Source organism: Pseudonocardia ailaonensis (genome assembly GCF_039531635.1).
GTDB classification, from domain to species: domain Bacteria; phylum Actinomycetota; class Actinomycetes; order Mycobacteriales; family Pseudonocardiaceae; genus Pseudonocardia; species Pseudonocardia ailaonensis.
Genome location: NZ_BAAAQK010000027.1, coordinates 92,762 through 112,066 on the forward strand (window position 1 = coordinate 92,762; position 19,305 = coordinate 112,066).

12 protein-coding genes and 1 rRNA gene are annotated in these 19,305 nt (G+C 73.7%); 5 read left to right on the forward strand and 8 right to left on the reverse strand.

What is annotated here, in order from left to right; translation table 11 throughout:
- Positions 1-55: 55 nt before the first annotated feature.
- From ABD324_RS32320 to ABD324_RS32340, 5 genes are all read left to right on the forward strand, one after another.
- The gene (locus ABD324_RS32320) at positions 56-439 is read left to right on the forward strand and encodes a hypothetical protein (protein ID WP_344425959.1); all 384 of its coding nucleotides are present in this window, start codon (positions 56-58) and stop codon (positions 437-439) included.
- Between the two features lie 110 nt (positions 440-549).
- Positions 550-2,616 carry a prolyl oligopeptidase family serine peptidase gene (locus tag ABD324_RS32325; protein ID WP_344425964.1) on the forward strand — a complete coding sequence of 689 codons (2,067 nt, stop codon included), beginning with the start codon at positions 550-552 and terminating at the stop codon, positions 2,614-2,616.
- Positions 2,613-3,569 carry a mechanosensitive ion channel family protein gene (locus ABD324_RS32330; RefSeq protein WP_344425967.1) on the forward strand — a complete coding sequence of 319 codons (957 nt, stop codon included), beginning with the start codon at positions 2,613-2,615 and terminating at the stop codon, positions 3,567-3,569. Before ABD324_RS32325 ends, ABD324_RS32330 begins: the two co-directional genes overlap by 4 nt.
- Before the next feature lie 4 nt (positions 3,570-3,573).
- Complete coding sequence (locus ABD324_RS32335; protein WP_344425970.1) at positions 3,574-3,957, forward strand: globin; 384 nt, start codon at positions 3,574-3,576, stop codon at positions 3,955-3,957.
- A 136-nt stretch (positions 3,958-4,093) separates the two neighbouring features.
- Positions 4,094-5,614 (forward strand): alpha-amylase family glycosyl hydrolase, encoded by a 1,521-nt coding sequence (locus tag ABD324_RS32340; RefSeq protein WP_344425974.1) that lies wholly within the window; start codon positions 4,094-4,096, stop codon positions 5,612-5,614.
- Positions 5,615-5,658: 44 nt separating this feature from the next.
- Here the strand turns inward: ABD324_RS32340 and ABD324_RS32345 are convergent, their stop codons facing one another.
- The 8 genes from ABD324_RS32345 to rrf all read right to left on the reverse strand — a co-directional run bounded on the left by ABD324_RS32345 (position 5,659) and on the right by rrf (position 19,184).
- Entirely contained in the window at positions 5,659-6,306 is a 648-nt protein-coding gene (locus ABD324_RS32345) for a DUF8185 domain-containing protein (protein WP_344425975.1), read from the reverse strand.
- Complete coding sequence (locus ABD324_RS32350) at positions 6,303-6,722, reverse strand: acyl-CoA thioesterase (RefSeq protein ID WP_344425977.1); 420 nt, start codon at positions 6,720-6,722, stop codon at positions 6,303-6,305. The genes ABD324_RS32345 and ABD324_RS32350 overlap by 4 nt, the downstream gene beginning before the upstream one ends.
- A 13-nt stretch (positions 6,723-6,735) precedes the next feature.
- Positions 6,736-7,386: an alpha/beta fold hydrolase gene (locus tag ABD324_RS32355; RefSeq protein ID WP_344425981.1), complete on the reverse strand. Its 651-nt coding sequence runs from the start codon at positions 7,384-7,386 to the stop codon at positions 6,736-6,738.
- Between the two features lie 30 nt (positions 7,387-7,416).
- Complete coding sequence (locus ABD324_RS32360; protein ID WP_344425983.1) at positions 7,417-12,111, reverse strand: NAD-glutamate dehydrogenase; 4,695 nt, start codon at positions 12,109-12,111, stop codon at positions 7,417-7,419.
- 391 nt (positions 12,112-12,502) lie between these two features.
- Complete coding sequence (locus tag ABD324_RS32365; protein WP_344425986.1) at positions 12,503-16,309, reverse strand: hypothetical protein; 3,807 nt, start codon at positions 16,307-16,309, stop codon at positions 12,503-12,505.
- Positions 16,310-16,387: 78 nt separating this feature from the next.
- The gene (gene ettA / locus ABD324_RS32370) at positions 16,388-18,064 is read right to left on the reverse strand and encodes an energy-dependent translational throttle protein EttA (protein WP_344425989.1); all 1,677 of its coding nucleotides are present in this window, start codon (positions 18,062-18,064) and stop codon (positions 16,388-16,390) included.
- 46 nt (positions 18,065-18,110) lie between these two features.
- Positions 18,111-18,695: a single-stranded DNA-binding protein gene (locus tag ABD324_RS32375; protein ID WP_344425991.1), complete on the reverse strand. Its 585-nt coding sequence runs from the start codon at positions 18,693-18,695 to the stop codon at positions 18,111-18,113.
- A 372-nt stretch (positions 18,696-19,067) separates the two neighbouring features.
- Positions 19,068-19,184 (reverse strand): 5S ribosomal RNA (gene rrf / locus ABD324_RS32380).
- Between the last annotated feature and the right edge of the window lie 121 nt (positions 19,185-19,305).

The window sequence follows — 19,305 nt, forward strand, 5'->3', positions numbered from 1 at the left end:
TCACCCGCCCGGTCGACGCGGACGCGTGCCCGAACAGCTCACCACCCTTCCCACCATGAACCGCACCGGAGAGGAGAACGCCGTGTCCCGCACCGAGGTGCTCCGCGAGGACGACGGGGAGCTGATCGGGTTCGTCGAGCCCGACCCCGCGACCGGCGCCTGGCGCGCCCTCTCCGTCTTCGGCGGGCTGGTCGCCACCACCCCCGACGAGGAGTCGGCAGCGAACGAGCTGCGGTCCCGCGGCCTGTCCGTCCTCGCCGAGACCTGGTGGCTCCGGGGCGAGCCGGTCGTGATCCTCGAGGCCAGGCCCGGGAAGGTCGTGGCGCGGGTCGGTGGGATCCCCTCCCTCGCCGTGTCGGCCGGGGACGTCCCGGACGGCCACATCCGCGTCACGCTGGCGGACCCGGAGATCGGCGAGCTGACGCTGCTCCGGCCCTGACCCCGCGAACGACACCGGGGTCCGAGGCGACACCGCAGGTCAGCGGGGGTCGTGAGTGGTCGTGCCCCCTCCAGGTGGCGTCATCCTCACAGGGATTAGCGTCGTACGGCGTGAGCACGTCCCCGACTTATCCCGCCGCCGAGCGGCTCGACCTGGTCGAGCACCTGCACGGTCGCGCGGTGCCCGATCCGTACCGGTGGCTCGAGGATCCCGAGGACCCGCGGACCCGGGAGTGGTCGGCCGCGCAGGACGAGCTGGCCCGGGGCCGGCTCGACGCGCTGCCGGGTCGGGACCTGCTCGAGGCGCGGCTGCGGGAGTACCTGTCGGCCGGGTCGCTCTCGGTGCCGCTGTGGCGGGCCGGGCGGCGGTTCTTCTCGCGGCGTGAGCCCGGGCAGGAGCACGCGATCGTGCTGCTCCGGGAGCCCGACGGCACCGAGCGGCCCCTGCTCGACCCGGTCGCGCTCGACCCGACGGGACTCACGACCGTCGACACCTGGGTGCCGGACCTGGAGGGCCGCCGCCTCGCCTACCAGGTCTCGCGGGGTGGCGACGAGCAGTCGGTCCTGTACGTGCTCGACATCGGCTCCGGCGAGATCGTCGAGGGGCCGATCGACCGCTGCCGGTACTCCGCGGTGGCGTGGCTGCCGGGTGGCGAGGAGTTCTTCTACGTCCGCAAGGTGGCACCCGGGGAGGTCCCGGAGGGCGAGGAGGACTTCCACCGCCGGATCTGGCGGCACCGCGTGGGCAGCCCTGCGGACAGCACCGACGTGCTCGTCGAGGCCCCGGGGCTCTACGAGGGCCACACCTACTACGGCGTGCGGGTGTCCCGCGACGGGCGCTGGCTCGTGGTCAGCGCAAACGTGGGTACCGCGCGGCGCGACTCCGTCTGGGTCGGCCCGGTCGGCGGCGAGCTGACGACCGTGCTCACCCAGGCCGACGACGTCCAGGCCGCCTGCTGGGTCGAGCGCGACGGCCGCCTCTACGTCCACACCACCGACGGCGCCCCGCGCGGCAAGCTCGCCGTCGCCGATCCCGAGCATCCGCAGCGGGAGAACTGGCGCGATCTCGTGCCCGAGGACCCCGGCTCGGTGCTCGAAGGGGTCCGCTGGCTCGAGCAGCAGACCCCGCAGCTGATCCTGGCCCGCGCCCGGCACGCCGTCGCCGAGCTCGACCTCCACGGGTTCGACGGCGAGAAGCAGGGCACGATCCCGCTGCCCGGCACCGGCTCGCTGACCGGCCTGACGGTCCCGGACCGCGACACCCCCGACCAGCAGGGGAAGGCCTGGATCGGCTGGACGGACCTGGTCACCCCACCCCAGGTGCACCGCTACGAGGCCGGGACCACGGTCCTGGAGTCCACCGCGCCCGGGAAGGTCACGCCGCCGAAGGTCCGCTCCGAGCAGCGCGAGTTCACCTCGAAGGACGGCACGACCGTCCGGATGTTCGTCGTCACCCCGGATCTCCCCGACGCGGGCGGCCCCTTCCCCACCCTCATGACCGGCTACGGCGGCTTCGCGATCACCCGCGAGCCCGCGTACACGTCGTCCGCCCTCGCCTGGGTCGCGGCCGGCGGCGCCTACGCCCTGGTCGGGCTGCGCGGCGGCAGCGAGGAGGGCGAGGCCTGGCACCTCGCCGGCAACCGGGCGAACAAGCAGAACGTCTTCGACGACTTCCACGCCGCGGCCGAGGACCTGCTGCGCAGCGGCACCGCGAGCCGGGTCGGCATCCAGGGCGGCTCCAACGGCGGCCTGCTGGTCGGCGCCGCCCTCACCCAGCGCCCCGAGCTGTACGCCGCGGTCGTCTGCTCCGCACCGCTGCTCGACATGGTCCGGTACGAGGAGTTCTCGTTGGGCCGCACCTGGAACGACGAGTACGGCACCGCCGCCGACCCGACCGAGCTCGGCTGGCTGCTGGCCTACTCGCCGTACCACCACGTCCGCGAGGGCACGGCGTACCCGCCCACCCTGTTCACGGTGTTCGACTCCGACACCCGCGTCGACCCGCTGCACGCCCGCAAGATGTGCGCGGCACTGCAGCACGCGAGCACCGGCGGGGAGGTTCTGATCCGCCGGGAGACCGACGTCGGCCACGGCGCCCGCTCGATCTCGCGCACCGTCGCGCTGTCCGTCGACACCCTCGCCTTCCTGGCCCTCCACACCGGTCTGGAGCTGACATGAGCGTTCTGGGCGACGCCCCCGCCTGCGCCGCCGAGACCGGGAGCTGGTGTGCCCGCTTCTGGTCCTGGACGCACAGCGACTTCCTCTCCACCTCCGCCGACAGCCTGGTCGACGGCACCTTCCGGGTCGTGCTGATCATCGTCATCGGCCTCGTGGTGCGCTCGCTGCTGCACCGCGCGATCCGCCGGGTGGTCGACGGCGCGGCCGGCGGGCGGCTGTCGAGGCTGCTGGGCCGGGCCCCGAGACGGATCCGGCCGAGCACCGTCGTGACGGCACGTCGCGCCCAGCGGGCCCAGACGATCGGCTCGGTGCTGCGCTCGATCACCTCGGCCGTGGTGCTGCTCATCGCCGCCGTGATGATCCTGGCCGAGTTCGGCGTGGCCCTGGGCCCGATCCTGGCCAGCGCCGGGATCGTCGGCGTCGCGGTGGGGTTCGGCGCGCAGAACCTGGTGCGGGACTTCCTGTCCGGCATGTTCATGCTGCTCGAGGACCAGTACGGCGTGGGCGACATCGTCGACCTCGGCTCGGCGACCGGCACCGTCGAGGCCGTGGGCCTGCGGATCACCACGATCCGGGACCTCAACGGGACCGTCTGGTACGTCCGCAACGGCGAGATCCTGCGCGTGGGCAACAAGAGCCAGGGGTACGCCGTGGCCGTGGTCGATCTCCCGCTGGCCCACCAGGCGGACATGGCGGACGCGTCCGAGCTCGCCGGGCGGGTGGCCACCGAGCGCGTCAAACAGGACGACCTCGCCGCCGAGGTGCTGGAGGACCCGCAGGTCCTGGGAGTGGAGAAGGTGACGGCCGAGGGCGCGACCCTGCGCCTGACCGTCAAGGTCAATCCCGGCAAGCAGTGGCTCGTGCAGCGCGCGCTCAACGCCGCGATCACGGACGCGTTCGACGACGAGCACGTCCCCCGCCCCAACCCGATCGGCCTCGGCGGGAGAGGATGACGTCGTGAGCTCGCCGCAGAACTTCTACGCCGAGGTCGGTGGGGCGGAGACGTTCCACCGGATCGTCCACCGCTTCTACGAGGAGGTGGCCGCGGACGAGGTGCTGCGCCCGCTCTACCCCGAGGAGGACCTCGGCCCCGCCGAGGACCGGCTGCGGATGTTCCTCGAGCAGTACTGGGGCGGCCCGCGGACCTACTCCGACCAGCGCGGCCACCCGCGCCTGCGGATGCGGCACCTCCCGTTCAAGGTCGGGCCCATCGAGCGGGACGCGTGGCTGCGGGCGATGCGGGTGGCCGTCGACGACGCGGGGCTCGACGAGCCGCACCGGGCGCAGCTCTGGCAGTACCTCGAGTACGCGGCGGCGAGCATGCAGAACTCGGAGTTCTGAGCGTGGCTCCGAACCACCCCTGAGTACGGAGCGTCACCATGTCAGGGGCAGAGATCGGCCGCGCCGTTTGGCATGATGGCGTCTTGTGCGAGGTGACGGGCGGTGGTGGGAATCGGCCGTCGTCTACCAGATCTACGTGCGTAGTTTCGCGGATGCGGACGGTGACGGGATCGGGGACCTCGCCGGGGTCCGCAGCCGGTTGGGCTATCTGGAGCTCCTGGGCGTCGACGCGCTCTGGCTGAGCCCCGTCTACCCCTCCCCCCAGGTCGACCACGGATACGACGTGAGCGACCCCCGGGACGTCGATCCGGTCTTCGGCGACCTCGGGGATCTCGACGGCCTGATCGCCGACGCCCACGGCCACGGCATCCGGGTCCTCCTGGACATCGTCCCCAACCACACGTCCGATCAGCACGAGTGGTTCCGGGCGGCCGTCTCCGCCGCGCCCGGGAGCCCCGAGCGGGCCCGCTACCACTTCCACCCGGGCCGCGGCCCGAGGGGCGACGAGCCGCCCAACAACTGGCGCAGCGTGTTCGGCGGCCCGGCCTGGACCCGGCTGACCCGCACCGACCCGGACGATCCGGAGGCCGGCGAGATCCCGGACGAGTGGTACCTGCACCTGTTCACGCCCGGCCAGCCGGACCTGGACTGGAGCAATCCGGAGGTGTGGGCGGACCTGGAGAAGACGCTGCGGTTCTGGTCGGACCGCGGCGTCGACGGCTTCCGCATCGACGTGGCCCACGGCCTGGCGAAGGCCGCCGGTCTGCCGGACGACCGGCGCCAGCCCGGCTGGACGCCCGTCGCGGACGGCCTCCCCGATCCGCGGTTCGACTCCGACGAGGTGCACCAGGTGCACCGCGGCATCCGGGCCCTGCTCGACCGCTACCCGGAGCGGATGGCGATCGGCGAGGTGATGGTCGGCGACGACGAGCGCTGGGCCCGGTACGTCCGCCGCGACGAGCTGCACCTCGCCTTCCACTTCGCGCTGCTCGGGGCCGGTTTCGACGCCGCCGCGATCCGGGACGCGATCGACCGCACCCTGGAGGCGGTGGAGGCGTCGGGGGTGCCGGCGGTGTGGACCGTGGCCAACCACGACGTCTCCCGCCCAGCGACCCGTTACGGCGATCCCGCGCGGGCCCGGGCGATGGCGCTGGTGGTACTCGCCCTGCCCGGTACCGCCTACCTCTACAACGGCGAGGAGCTCGGCCTGCCGGACGTCGACCTCCCCACCGACCTCGTCCAGGACCCGGGCCGCGACCAGGGGCGGATGCGCGACACCGCCCGCGTCCCGATCCCGTGGGAGGGCGAGGGCCCCGGCTACGGCTTCACCACCGGCACCCCGTGGCTGCCGATGCCCGAGGAGTACGGCGCCCTGACGGCCGCGTCCCAGCTCGAGGACCCGGACTCGACGCTCTCGCTCTACCGCCGCGCGATCGAGCTCCGGGCGACGCATCCGGCCTTCGCGGGGGACGACGTGGAGTGGTTCGGCGCCCCCGAGGGCTGCCTCGCCTTCCGCCGCGCCGGCACCACCCTGGTCTGCGCCCTCAACGCGGGCACCCATCCCGTCCCCCTCCCCCCGGGAGACGTCCTCCTCACCAGCGCCCCCCTCACCGAGCAGGGCGAGCTCCCCCCGAACAGCGCCGCCTGGCTCGCCTGACCCGGGCTGCGGTCGGGGGAAGCCGCGGTCGGGTGAGGCTGGGGTCAGGTGAACAGCGGCAGGGCGGTGACCCGGCGGCGGACGACGGCGCCGAAGCGGGCGTCGAGGCGCATCCAGCTGCCGGTCGCCGAGACCCGGACCTTGCCCGGCACCGCGCCCGTGTCCGCGCCGCCGAGGAAACCCATGCCGGACAGCGCGAACAGGGCCCGCATCGGGACGGCGACCTTGCCCTTCACCGAGTCACCCGAGACCGTGAGGACGGTCTGGTCGAGCAGGGAGGCGGGCGGGCCGAGCGGGCCACCGTGCTCCCGGGCCAGCGCGAGGCCCCGCTCGGTGAGGGTCTCCAGCTCCGCGGCCGGGATGTCCTCGACGAGCGCCCAGCCGTCGTCGGGCGGGAGGGTGCCGGCGAAGAGCCCGCCCGGGGTCAGGGTGAGCTCGTCGGCCCGTTCGATCTCCAGCGCCGTCAGCAGGACGGCGCCGGGCAGGGTGAGGTCGTCGGGCTCCATGGTCCCGGCGACCGAGCGGGTGGCCAGCACGTCGAACGGGGTCGGCGCCCAGGCCGTCACCCGGTTGCCCAGTACCGTCCTCGAGGCCCGGAGCCGGACCGCGGCGCTCTGGTCGAGGCGGACGAGACGGGCGGTGAACGCGCCGAGGTCGGCCCGCTCGGCGGGCTCGGCGAACCGGAGCGTCACGACGTCGTCCAGCGCTGCAGCCAGGTGCGTTCGTCGACCGTGAGCCGGCGCGGCCGCTGGCTCTCCAGGTCGAAGACGGCCATCCGCGTCTGGGCCGCGACGGCGATCGTATCGCTCTCGTCCGGGCCGGAGTGCATCGCGTAGTCGATCATGAACGACGCCGCCCGCACCCCGCGCACCTCCATCGCGACGCGCAACGGCTCCGGCCGGTACCGCACCTGCCCCCGGTACTCGACGGACAGCCCCGCCACCAGCAGCCCGCCGGCGAAGGAGCGCACGTCCGCCTCCGCCGCCGCGGTGAAGACCATCGCGACCCGGGCCTCCTCCAGCAGGGTCACCGCCATGGCGTGGTTCAGGTGCCGGTAGGCGTCCTGATCCGTCCAGCGCATCGGGACGTGAGCGACGAAGGGGGGCACACCGCACAGCCTCTCAAACGGCTGTGATCAGGGCGGCGGCCACCTCCTCGGGATACGACAGCGCGTTGAGGTGCCCACCCGGCAGCGCGACGACCTCCCCGCCGTCGATGCCCAGCCGCTCGCGGGCCACCCGGCGCTGGAAGGCGAGCGGGAAGAGCCGGTCGTCGCGGGCGGCGAGCACGGTCGTCGGGACCGTGGGCCAGGCCGTCAGCGGGTACGGGTCGGCGAACGAGTGGTCGGACTGCGGCCGCCCGCCCTTGCGCACCTCGGCGGCGAGCTCGGGCGACATGTCGTGCAGGAAGTCGCGGTCCAGGTCGAAGTCGGTGAACCCGGCCTCGGCCCGCGCCTCCTCCTGCCGGGTCGCCTTCCACCACTCCCCCGCCGTCTCGCCGGGCGCCGGGATCATGGGGTTGACCAGCACGATCGCGCTCGCGCCTGGCACCAGTGGGGCGAGGAACGCCCCCATCGACTGGCCGACGACCACGGCGCCGGGCCGCGTGGCCGCCCGCGCGATCTCGGTGTACTCGGCCCAGCCGGCCGTCTCGTCGTCCGCGGGCAGGTCCACGGGGATCGCCTCGTGGCCGCGCGCCTCGAGCAGCGGCACGACCCTGTGCCAGAACCACGGTTCGCCGCCCGCGCCGGGCAGCAGCAGGAACGTCGTCATGCCCCTTATGACGGCTGCGGTGTCAGGAACTCATCGGGCGAGCCCGCGCAGCTGCCGCGACACCACGGACAGCGTGGCCAGGTCGAGCTGGCCCGCGCTCGCGATCTCCTGCAGCCCCGTGCGCGCCCGCGCCAGCCGGGAGGCGTTGGCGTGCTCCCAGGCGGCGATCGCCTCGTCGACCGACGTGCCGGGCGCGGACTCGCGCAGGGTGTCCAGCGTGATCGCGCGCAGCGAGCCGTAGAGGTCGTCGCGCAGGGCGAGGCGGGCGAGCTGGTGCCAGCGGTCGCCGCGCGGCAGCGCCGTCACGGAGTTCTGCGCGACGTCGATGCCCAGGTGGTCCGACAGCGCGAAGTACAGCCGCGCCACCTCCTCGGGCTCGCGCGTCTCCCCGTCCCGCTCGGACAGCTCCACCAGGTCCACGACGTCGAGCAGGCCGTAGGCGTGCAGCGAGGTCGCCGCGCGCGCGGCCAGCTCCTCCGGCACGCCGTCGGCCAGCATCGCCTCGATCTGCAGCGAGACGGCCTCCCGCTCGCGCCCGATCAGCAGCTCCGGGATGTGCCGGCGCAGCGTGCGGACGTGCCCGGCGAACCGCGCCGCCTCCGCCCCCACCGCGAGCGGCTGCGGGCGGTTGGACAGGAACCAGCGCGACGCCCGGTCGAGCAGCCGCCGCGACGCCAGGACCAGACGGTCCTCCACCTCGACGGGCAGGTTCTCCTCGCGGATACGGTGCCACAGGGCCCGCAGCGCGTACACGCCCGTGACGACCGCGTAGGCCCGGACGGCGTCGGACGGCCCGGCCCCGGTCTCCTCGGCCAGCCGGAAGGCGTAGGTGATGCCGGCGCCGTCGACCATCTCGTTGACCAGCCGGGTGCCGAGGATCTCGCGGCGCAGCGGGTGCTCGGCGATCGCGTCGGCGAACCGGGTGCGCAGCGGGTGCGGGAAGTACTCGGGCAGCCGCGGGGCGAACGCGGCGGCCTCGGGCAGGTCCGTCTCCAGCACCCGGTCGGTGAGGTCCAGCTTGACGTGCGCGATCAGCGTGGACAGCTCGGGCCCGGTCAGCCCGGCGCCGGCCTCCTCGAGCGCCGCGAACCCCTTCTTGTCCGGCAGGACCTCCAGGGCCCGGTTCAGCCCGGTGCGCTCGACGAGGTCCGTGACGACGCGGGCGTGCACGTTGGCCATCTCGCGGGCGTGGCTGCGGGAGACCCCGAGCACCGCGTTCTGGTCCGTGTTGTCGTGCAGGACCAGCGCGGAGACCTCGTCCGTCATCTCGGCGAGCAGCGCGTTGCGGTCGGCGTGCCCGAGCTCGCCGTCGGCCACCAGGCCGTCGAGCAGGATCTTGATGTTGACCTCGTGGTCGCTGCAGTCCACGCCCGCGGAGTTGTCGATCGCGTCCGTGTTGATCCGGCCGCCGGCGCGGGCGAACTCGATCCGGCCCTTCTGGGTGAGCCCGAGGTTGCCGCCCTCGCCCACGACCCTGACGCGCAGCTCGCCGCCGTCGACACGGATGCCGTCGTTGGCCTTGTCGCCGGCGTCGGGGTGGGTCTCGGTGGCGGCCTTGACGTAGGTGCCGATGCCGCCGTTCCACAGCAGGTCCGCGGGCGCGAGCAGGATCGCGCGGATCAGCTCGGGCGGGCTGAGCCTGCTCACGTGCGCCTCGAGGCCGAGCGCCCGGCGCATCTCCGGCCCGATCGGCACCGACTTCGCGGTCCGCGGCCACACCCCGCCGCCGGCGCTGATCAGGGACCGGTCGTAGTCGTCCCAGCTCGACCGCGGCAGCGCGAACATCCGGGTGCGCTCGGCGAACCCGCGGGCGGCGTCCGGGTCCGGGTCGACGAACACGTGCCGGTGGTCGAACGCCGCGACCAGCCGGATGTGCTCGGACAGCAGCATCCCGTTGCCGAACACGTCGCCGGACATGTCCCCGATGCCGACGACCGTGAACTCCTGGGCCTGGGTGTTCACGCCCAGCTCCGCGAAGTGCCGCTTGACGCTCTCCCACGCGCCCTTCGCGGTGATCCCCATGGCCTTGTGGTCGTAGCCGACGGAGCCGCCCGAGGCGAACGCGTCGCCGAGCCAGAAGCCGTAGCCGGCGGCGACGTCGTTGGCCACGTCGGAGAACTTCGCGGTGCCCTTGTCCGCGGCGACGACCAGGTAGGAGTCGTCGCCGTCGTGGCGCACGACGTCCGGGGGCGGCACGGTCGCCCCGCCCACCAGGTTGTCCGTGACGTCGAGGAGCCCGCTGATGAACGTCCGGTAGCAGGCCTCGACCTCGGCCGGGTCCGGCTGCGCGGCCCGCACCACGAACCCGCCCTTGGCCCCCACCGGCACGATCACGGCGTTCTTCACGGCCTGCGCCTTGACCAGCCCGAGGATCTCGGTGCGGAAGTCCTGCGGGCGGTCCGACCAGCGCAGCCCGCCGCGCGCCACCGGCCCGAACCGCAGGTGCACGCCCTCGACCCGCGGCGAGTACACGAAGATCTCGAACCTCGGCCGCGGCGCCGGCATGTCCGGCACCTGCGACGGGTCGATCTTGAACGAGAAGAACGCCCGGTCGCGGAACCAGTTGGTGCGCAGCGTCGCGGTGATCATCGCCAGGAAGGCGCGCAGGATCCGGTCCGCGTCCAGCCCCGTGACCTCGTCGATCAGGCTGGTGACGACGGCGTGGGCGGCCTCCGTCTGCTTCTCCCGTTCCTCGGTGGCCGGGTCGAACCGGGCGCGGAACAGGTCGACGAGCCCGCGCGCGACCTCGGGCTGCGCGAACAGCACGTCCGCCATGTAGGCGATGCCGAAGGTCGACCCGACCTGGCGGAAGTAGCGGGCGTAGGCGCGCAGCACGGCGATCTCGCGCCAGTGCAGGCCGGCGCGCAGCACCAGCGCGGAGAAGCGGTCGGCCTCGGCGTCGCCGGCCCAGGTGGCGCGGAAGGCCGAGCAGAAGTCGAGCTCGAGGGCGGCCTCGTCGCGGCCGGGGGCGGTCTCCGAGGTGATCCGCAGGCCGAAGTCGTAGAGCCAGCACCGCCGCCCGTCGGGGCGGGTGAACTCCGACGGATGCTCGTCGACGACCTCGACGCCGAGGTGCTGCAGGACGGGCAGCACCCGGCTCAGGGTGACCGGGGCGTCCAGGTAGAGCGTGAGCCGGCGGCCGGTCTCGTCCCGGTACAGGCGGACGTCGAAACCGGTCCCGCCGTCGTCCCTGCCACCCAGCGCCAGGATCCGGCGCAGGTCCTCCACGGCGCGCTCCGGCGTGACGCCCGCCTTGTACGACTCGGGGATCCCGGCGAGCAGGCCCGGCACCGTCGTGGCCGTGGGCCCGAGCCGGTCCACGAGCTTGTCGTCCCAGGTCCGGACGGCCTCGGTGAGCTCGTCCTGGAGCTGCTGCGGGTCCGGCGTGGCCGGCCGGGCGGCCGGGTCCGTGTGCACGGTGAAGTGCACGAGGGCGTAGCTCGCCTCGCTGACCCGGGCGGTGTAGTCGACCCCGGTGCCGCGCAGGTTCTGCCGCAGCACGTCGGCCATCCGCAGCCGGCTCGTCGTCGTGTAGCGGTCGCGGGGCAGGTAGACCAGCGCCGAGACGAACCGGCCGTGCGGGTCCGGGCGCAGGAACACCCGCACGGCGCGGCGGCCGGCCAGGTTGAGCACGCCCAGCGCGGTGTCGTGCAGGAACTGCTCGCTCGCGCTGAACAGCTCCTCGCGCGGCATCTGCGAGAGGACCTCGAGCATCTGCTGGCCCGAGTACGACCCGAGCGGGAAGCCGGCCCGGCGGATCGCGCGGCGCACCCGCCCGGCGACGACGGGGATGTCGAGCACGCTCTCGTTCATCGCCGCGACGGTGAGCATGCCGAGGAAGCGGTGCTCGCCGATCTGGGATCCCTCTGCATCGAACTCGCGGACGCCGACGAAGTACGGGTGCACGGCGCGCAGCACCCGGCTCGGCAGCCCGGCCCTGGTGAGGATCAGCAGGCGGTGGTCGTCGCCGCTCTCGGGGGCGAAGGCGCGCGAGTCCAGCACGTCGCGCCGGAGCACACCCAGGCCGGAGGCGAGCTCGGGTCGCAGGCGGCCGCCGTCGACGGCGTAGTGGCGGTAGCCGAGGAAGATGAAGTGCCCGTCGGCGAGCCAGCGGAGGAACTGCGCGGCCTCCTGCGACTCGTCGCCCGGCTGCTCGGCCACGAGCTCGTCGGCCAGGGTGCGGACGCGCAGGTCGGTGCGCTCACGGTCCTCCACGACCTCGCGGACGTCGTGCAGGGTCTCGCGCAGCCGGTTCTGCAGGTCGGCGGGCTCGGTGACGCTGCCGGGCTCCAGGTCGAGCCGGATCCAGGACTCCGCGAGCGCGTCCCGCGGCGGGGAGGCCGGATCGGCGTCCGCGAGGATCTCCCGCAGCTCGCCGGCGGCGCTGCGCCGCACCACGACGATCGGGTGCAGCAGCCGCCGCACCTGCGCCCCGGTCTCGGCGAGCCCCGCGAGCGTCGACCCGACGAGATAGGGCATGTCGTCGGTCACGATCTCGACGACGTCCGCCCTCACCCGGACCAGCGGCTCCCCCGCGAGACGGCGCCCCGCGAGCTCCCGGTGTGCCTCGGCGACCTCCCGCAGCCCCGGCAGCTCGGCGCCCTCGCCGTGGGCCGTACCACCGTCCGCGGGGGCGTGCCGGGCGTAGAGCGCGGTCAAGGGCTCCGGTCCGGCCGTCCCGTTCGGGACTTCCGCGGCGGTGGTCTGCTCACGGGTCCGGCTCATGCTCGTGCGACTCCGATATGTCCGCTCGGTCACTGACCGCGCCCACACTAGCCCCCGCCCGCACCACCCGGTCCGTTTCCGAACCGCCCCCCTGCCTGCGGGGACGGGCCGGACGTCCGGCGTGTCGGCGACGAGCGGCAGCACATCCGATCGGGGGAAGGTCGGCCAGTGGTCGGGTGGCGAGATCAACGGTCGGTGACTCCCACCGGCGGGCCGGGCCGGCCGTGCCCGGGCTCACGCCCTGCCTCCCCGGCCGAGAGGGCCGTCAGGCACCTCGCGACCATGGGCCGCAGTGCCTCACTGTCATGTCGACCCGGGGTTGCGGGGCGCGCCCTCCAGGCGTCCTCGCCACCGAGACCGACCGTGCGACGACGGCCGGTCGGCCCGACCGTCAGAGTCCCCGGTACGCGGCGAGCGCTCCGGCGAGCAGGTCGCCGAGCCCGAGGTTCTCGGTCTCCGCGTCGGTCAGCGGGCCGGTCAGCGGGCCGGTGCCCGCCGCCGGCCCGGATCCGGCAGCCTTCCCGGTCTCCCGGGTGTCTCCTCCGACGCTCCCGGGGGCGCTGTCCCCGACCCTCGCGTCGGCACTGCCTCCGACCTCTCCGTCGACGCGGCCTGCTCGTGGCGACGAGGTCGGCGCCGGGTGATCCGATCCGCCGGTACCGGCCGACCAGCTCGCCCCGCCGTACGCGCTGTCGGAGGCGCCCGACGGGCCGGTGGCGACGGCGTCTCGGTGGGGGTGGTCGGCCTCGTCGTCCGCCTCCGCCGCGCGGCGGCGATGACGGCGGCCACCGCTTCTCGGCCGGACCTCGAGATCGCCGAGCCGGTAGCTCTCGACCCCGATCGTCGCCTTCGGAGGGATGTCCTCGATCCACTGCGAGGCTGCGGCGCCGTCCGTGTCGTCGGTCCCGTGCACGGTGGCGCGCAGGCGGACGTCCCGGCCCGAGTCGCTGATCCCGAGCGTCGAGCTGATGCTCGCCGCGAGATCGCGCAGGACCGGCCCCACCCACTCCGCGGTGGCGGCCCGGTCCCGCCCCGGGAGGTCGACAGTCACCGTCGCCGGGCTCTCGTCCCGGATCCGGCCCCGGCTCGGCAGGTGCACCCGCATGCGGTCGCGCACGCCCCGCAGGACCGCCTCGGCCGCGGACGTCCCGACCCGGCGGTTCCCGTCGACCGGGTCCGCCTCGATCAGGTCCAGGACCACGGACGTGCCGACCGCGGCGTCCGGCGAGACGCCACCGGTGAGCCCCGTTCCGCCCGGAGCTGCGCCGGCCGCGGTGGTTCCGTTCGAGGAGGATCCGTGGGACGACGTCCGGAGGGACGGGTCCTGGCCCGCGGACGAGCGAGACCCGGCCCGCGTCGTCCCCCGCACCGCCGGCCCCGATCCCGTCGACGACACCGCCGACCGGTCCGGGCCCGCCGGCCGGTCCGGGGCCGGGGCGACGGCACGGGGCGCAACGCCCCAGGCCTGGTCCAACTCGGCCATGGCGGCCCGCAACCACTCGTCCGCGGACGGGCCGTGGTCGACGGCCGTCCGGTGCTCGGCCGACCGGTGATCGCCGACCCCCGCGGCCGGCTCCGTGTCGCCACCGTGACCGCGCCGGTCACCACCCGCACCGACCGAGCCGCCGGCCACCCCGGCCGACCGGTGATCGCCGACGCCGGCGGCCGCCGTGGTCCCGCGACCGCGGCGGCGCGAGCCGTCACCGGCCGCACCGTCGACGTCCGCCGACGTCGTGCGATCGGTCCGCCGGGAGTCCAGATGGTCCGCGACACCGGCGGACGAACCGTGTCCCTGCTGGCCGGATCTCGTTGTCGCCGTGGCCTTCTCGTCGGTCCCGCGAGGGGCGCCGAGGTGATCCTCGGGCCCGCGCCGTCCGGCTGCCTCCTCCGCCCGGCGGCGGCGCGCCCGGCGCCCGGTGCCCTCTGTGCCAGGAGAACCCTCGGTCGGCTCCGAGTCCACTGTGGAGCCGGCGGCCTCGCGCCCGGACGCACCGTCCGGCGCCGTCCGGCCCCTCGCACCGTCCGTGCCCCCGTCGAGTGCGTTCCAGCGCTGCGTGGGGCGGACGGCGCCCTGTCGCGGCCCGGACCCGGCGTGGCCGGCTCCGTTCGGGGCAGGGTCGTCGGTCGAGCTCTGCGGCCATGCACCCGACCGGCCGGAGTCGTCGCTCCACCGCCCGGACGCCCGCAGCTCCGCGATCAGCGCGTCCCCGAGCAGCGCACCGTAGCTGGAGATGCGCCGGTCCTCGACCGGATCGATCGGCACGGCGGTCGCCTTCGCGCGTCGCCGCGGACGCGCCGGCGGCGCCGGGGCCTCGGACCGTGCCGCCTCCGCCGGAGACGTCGGCCGGTCCGGCCACCCCGTGGCCGTCCGGTGTCCGGTGTCCGTCGACCGCACCTCGGGCAGCGGGGTCTCCCCCGCCGGCGTCGTCGGCTCGTCGGTGTCCGGTCGATCCTCCGCACGGCGACGGCGACCGGTCCGGGTGGGCTCCCCGGCAGCCCCCGTCCCGAAGTCGCCGAACCCCGAGCCGTTCACCGAGCTGTCGCCCGCCGCGGGCCCGGTGCCGTTGCGAGCCACCGGGCGGGTGGCCGCGCCGCTGCTCCGCAGGTCGTCGGCGGTGGTCTGCTGGGCCGAACCCGTCTCCGGAAGGACAGCACCTGGATCAGCACCGGCCTCACGCGCACGGCGCGCCGCGCGGGACTCCCGGGCCACCCCACGCGCGTCGGGCAGCCCGGTCATCCCCTGGTCGATCAAGCGGGCGAGCGTCTCGGCCGCGCCCGCGCCGTTCGTTCCGCCCTGCGCGCCTGCGCTCCCGGCTGCCACGGCCTCCGCACCGAGCAGACCGGACACGGTCTCCCCGTCCTGCCAGGAGCTCACCGCACCGATCCCGGAGCCGAGGGCACTCTCGTCCGGCTGCCCTTCGGGCTGCGGGACGACGAGGCCCGGCACCCCTCGCCACGAGTCGACGGGCCCCTCGTCCACCCGGGCACGAACCGTTCCGGTGCTCGAGGCGACCATGCCCTCTCCCGGCTCGGAGCCGGCCGCACCCCCGCCGACCGCCGCAGCGCCCGACGACGCAGCGGTGTGGTCGGTCGTCGCCAGGAAGGCGTCGATCGCGCTGGAGCCGAACCGTGGGCGTTGGGCTCCCGCCTCGGCCAGGATCGCCTCGAACCGCCCGACGATCTCCCGATGGCGCTGGCCGCGGCGCCTGTCCTCGTCGGCTGCCGCCGCACCGGCCCGCATCGCCGCCAGCGCGGAGTCGAGCCGGCCCAGCCGCTCCGCCAGCTCGGACGCCGCGACCCGGCAGGCGGACTCGAGACCCGGCACATCCGCCGCCGCCGCGGTCGCCGCCGCGTCCTCCAGTGCCCGGAACGCGACGTCGCCGTCCCCGGCGGTCGCCTGAGCGATCACGAGCTGCAGCTGCGCCGCCTGCCGTGTCGGGGTCGTGCCCCACGGCCGTCCACCGATCGCGCCGGCGATCCCGGCGGCGTCCGCCTTCCGGCCGGCCTCGAGCGCCGCGCCGATCCACTGTGCGACCAGCCCGTCGGCGAGGTGCGGCGCCGTCGGCACCGCCTCGCCGGGCCCGCTCGGGTCGAGGTCCACGCCGAGCCTGCCCAGACCCTTGCGGGCCAGCGCAATGCTTCGTTCGAGCTCGCCACGGTGCCGGGCGACCACGGCGTCGGCGAGGGCGACGGCCGCCGCCGGGCCGGCCCCACCGAGCATCTCGGCGTCGCGCCCGGCCGCCGCGACCATCGTGGTGGGGTCCTCGCCGGCCACGAGGGCACAGCGGATCAGGACCAGCCGGGCGTCGAGGCAGAGCTCCGCCTGCTCCGCGGACTCGTCCGCGGCCGCGAGCACCCCGGCAGCCAGCCGTAGGGCGACGCTGGTGTCCCCGTTGTCCTGGCTCGCCGCGGCGACCTCGATCCGAAGCCGGAGACCGTCGGGGCCCGCGAGCAGGGACCCACCGGCGTCCGGGTGAGCGGCGAGGACCTCGTCCACCGCTCGCCGGCTGTCGCCGACCGCCGCGGCACCGTGCACCTGCCAGCCCGCGGCGAGCAGCCACCCGGCGGACCCACGGGCGACGTCCGCGACGTGGGCGGCGAGCCCGGCCGTGAGATCCGGCCTGCTCCACCGCAACGACGTCGCCACGGACAGCGTCGCCACGCCCGGCTCACCGCCCGGTAGGACCGCCTCGGACATGCACCCTCCCGCGCCACCCGTACCGGGGCTCGATCCTGCTCCGGGCCCCGGGCTCAGCAGCCCGGAGCTTGATCGCTCTCAGTCACGAGTGAGCTTACGGTGCGTGACGCGGTGCGGTCGCGCCGCATCCGCCCCGAGGCGCTCGACCTTGTTCTTCTCGTAGGCGTCGAAGTTGCCCTCGAACCAGAACCACGCGGCCGGGTTCTCGTCCGTGCCCTCCCACGCGAGGATGTGCGTGACGACGCGGTCGAGGAACCACCGGTCGTGGGAGATCACGACCGCGCAGCCCGGGAACTGCTCCAGCGCGTTCTCCAGCGACCCCAGGGTCTCGACGTCCAGGTCGTTCGTCGGCTCGTCGAGCAGGATCAGGTTGCCGCCGAGCTTGAGCGTCAGAGCCAGGTTCAGCCGGTTCCGCTCGCCTCCGGACAGCACGCCCGCGGGCTTCTGCTGGTCCGGACCCTTGAACCCGAACGCCGCGATGTACGCGCGCGAGGGCATCTCGGTCTGGCCGACGTGGATGTAGTCCAGCCCGTCCGACACGACCTCCCAGACGTTCTTCTTGGGGTCGATGCCGCCGCGGTTCTGGTCGACGTACGACAGCTTGACCGTCTCGCCGACCTTCACCTCGCCGGAGTCCGCATGCTCGAGCCCGACGATCGTCTTGAACAGCGTGGTCTTGCCGACGCCGTTCGGGCCGATGACCCCGACGATGCCGTTGCGCGGCAAGGAGAAGGACAGGTCCTTGATGAGCTGGCGCCCGTCGAAGCCCTTGTCCAGGTGTGAGACCTCGACCACGGTGCTGCCCAGCCGGGGGCCCGGCGGGATCTGGATCTCCTCGAAGTCCAGCTTGCGGTTGCGGTCCGCCTCCGCCGCCATCTCCTCGTAGCGGTCGAGCCGCGAGCGGCTCTTCGCCTGGCGCGCCTTGGGGTTCGAGCGCACCCAGGCGAGCTCGTCCTTCAGCCGCTTCTGCAGCTTCTGGTCCTTCTTGCCCTGGACCGCGAGCCGCTCGGCCTTCTTCTCCAGGTAGGTGGAGTAGTTGCCCTCGTACGGGAACGTCCGGCCACGGTCGAGCTCGAGGATCCACTGCGCGACGTTGTCGAGGAAGTACCGGTCGTGCGTGACGGCCAGGACGGCCCCCGGGTACGACGAGAGGAACTGCTCGAGCCACAGCACGCTCTCCGCGTCCAGGTGGTTCGTCGGCTCGTCGAGCAGCAGCAGGTCGGGCTTGGACAGCAGCAGCTTGCAGAGGGCCACCCGGCGGCGCTCACCACCGGAGAGGTGCGCGACCTCCGAGTCCGGCGGCGGGCACCGCAGCGCGTCCATCGCCTGCTCGAGCTGGGAGTCCAGCTCCCAGGCGTCGGCGTGGTCCAGCTCTTCCTGGAGGGTTCCCATCTCCTCCATCAGCGCGTCCGAGTAGTCGGTCGCCATCAGCTCGGCGATCTCGTTGTACCGGTCGAGCTTCTGCTTGATCTCGCCGACGCCCTCCTCCACGTTGCCGAGGACGGTTTTCTCCTCGTTGAGCGGGGGCTCCTGCTGCAGGATGCCGACGGTCGCACCGGGGGCGAGGAACGCCTCGCCGTTGTTCGCCTGGTCCAGCCCCGCCATGATCCGCAGAACGCTCGACTTACCGGCGCCGTTCGGCCCCACGACGCCGATCTTGGCTCCTGGGAAGAAGCTGATCGAGGCGTTGTCGAGGATGACCTTGTCACCGTGCGCCTTGCGCACGTTCTTCATGGTGTAGATGAACTCCGCCACGCCCCGATGGTAGTTGCGCCCGGGTTCGGCCCGTCGGCCGGTCGCCCTACCGAACTTCGCGGTCGTCCGGTTCACCGTCCGTCCCGTCGTCCTCACCGCTCGCCGCACCCACCAGTGCGAGCCCACCCCGCGGCGCCGAGTCGAGGCCGTCCTCCAGGAGGGCGGGAACATCGATCACCGGGCTACCACCCTCGGCGTCGGAACCGAACCCGGCCGCGGCCCCGGCATCGTCCGCGCGGGCCCCATCACCCGCTGCCCCGGCCGCGGGCCGCGTGATCCGCGTCAGGGCGGCCATCGCGTGGTTCAGGTCCGGGCCGACGGCCTCTGCGACGAGTGTGACGGCGGAGCGCATCCGCCCCTCCTGCTCGTACTCACGGACGAGCATCCTGCCGTGTGCCACAACGGGATCGCCCTTCGCCAGCGAGCCCATGACGCACCGCCCCAGCTGCTGGCGCCACACGTCGACGGACACGTACGAGGTCGAGCTCTCCTTCCAGACGCCGGCGGCCCGGTCGAAGTACCGGTGGTTGCACGCCATCCGGAAGGTCACGACCTCCCGCCTGCCGTCGAGCGCGCGACGCTGCGGCGCGTGGGTGATCCGGCCGACCACGGTGGTGACGATGTCGTTCACGAGAGCTCCTCGATTCGGTCCTGCTGACGAATCGAGCATCCCGTCACCACCCGCCGTTCCACCACGAAATCATCATCCTGTGGACAGAGCGACAAGGGTGTGGAGCGGCAGCCCCTCCGAAAGCGGGACCCGCCGAGTTCTGTCGGTACCCCATGAGACCGTGGATCGGGGGGCGCGCACGAAGAGCCGCCGGCCGACCCGCCGCGCGACCACCACACCCCACACCTGAGCGAACGGCACTGTCGCTCATACCTAGTGAGCGAGAGTGCCGTTCGCTCACACAAACGCCAAAGGTGCCGGGAACACGCACCCTAACCCGGAAATGCAGAAAGGCCCCGCAGCAATGCTGCGGGGCCTTCCCGGAATGTTTGATGTCGGCGGCGACCTACTCTCCCACACCCTGGCGAGTGCAGTACCATCGGCGCTGGAGGGCTTAGCTTCCGGGTTCGGGATGGGACCGGGCGTTCCCCCTCCGCCATAACCACCGACAACACTATTCACCTATCCCCCAACCTCCCCCCACACAACAAAAAAGGGGGGGAGACCCGGGGGTCGAACACCAACCACACATCCCCAACCAGGGACAGCAGTCGTGTGCTCAGGGTCACAC

What these genes read in the sequence shown, in the direction of transcription:
- ABD324_RS32320 (WP_344425959.1), top strand. Translation starts at nt 56, where the DNA reads ATGAACCGCACCGGAGAGGAGAACGCCGTGTCCCGCACCGAGGTGCTC.
- ABD324_RS32330 (WP_344425967.1), top strand. Translation starts at nt 2,613, where the DNA reads ATGAGCGTTCTGGGCGACGCCCCCGCCTGCGCCGCCGAGACCGGGAGC.
- ABD324_RS32355 (WP_344425981.1), bottom strand. Translation starts at nt 7,386, where the DNA reads ATGACGACGTTCCTGCTGCTGCCCGGCGCGGGCGGCGAACCGTGGTTC.
- ABD324_RS32360 (WP_344425983.1), bottom strand. Translation starts at nt 12,111, where the DNA reads ATGAGCCGGACCCGTGAGCAGACCACCGCCGCGGAAGTCCCGAACGGG.
- ABD324_RS32365 (WP_344425986.1), bottom strand. Translation starts at nt 16,309, where the DNA reads ATGTCCGAGGCGGTCCTACCGGGCGGTGAGCCGGGCGTGGCGACGCTG.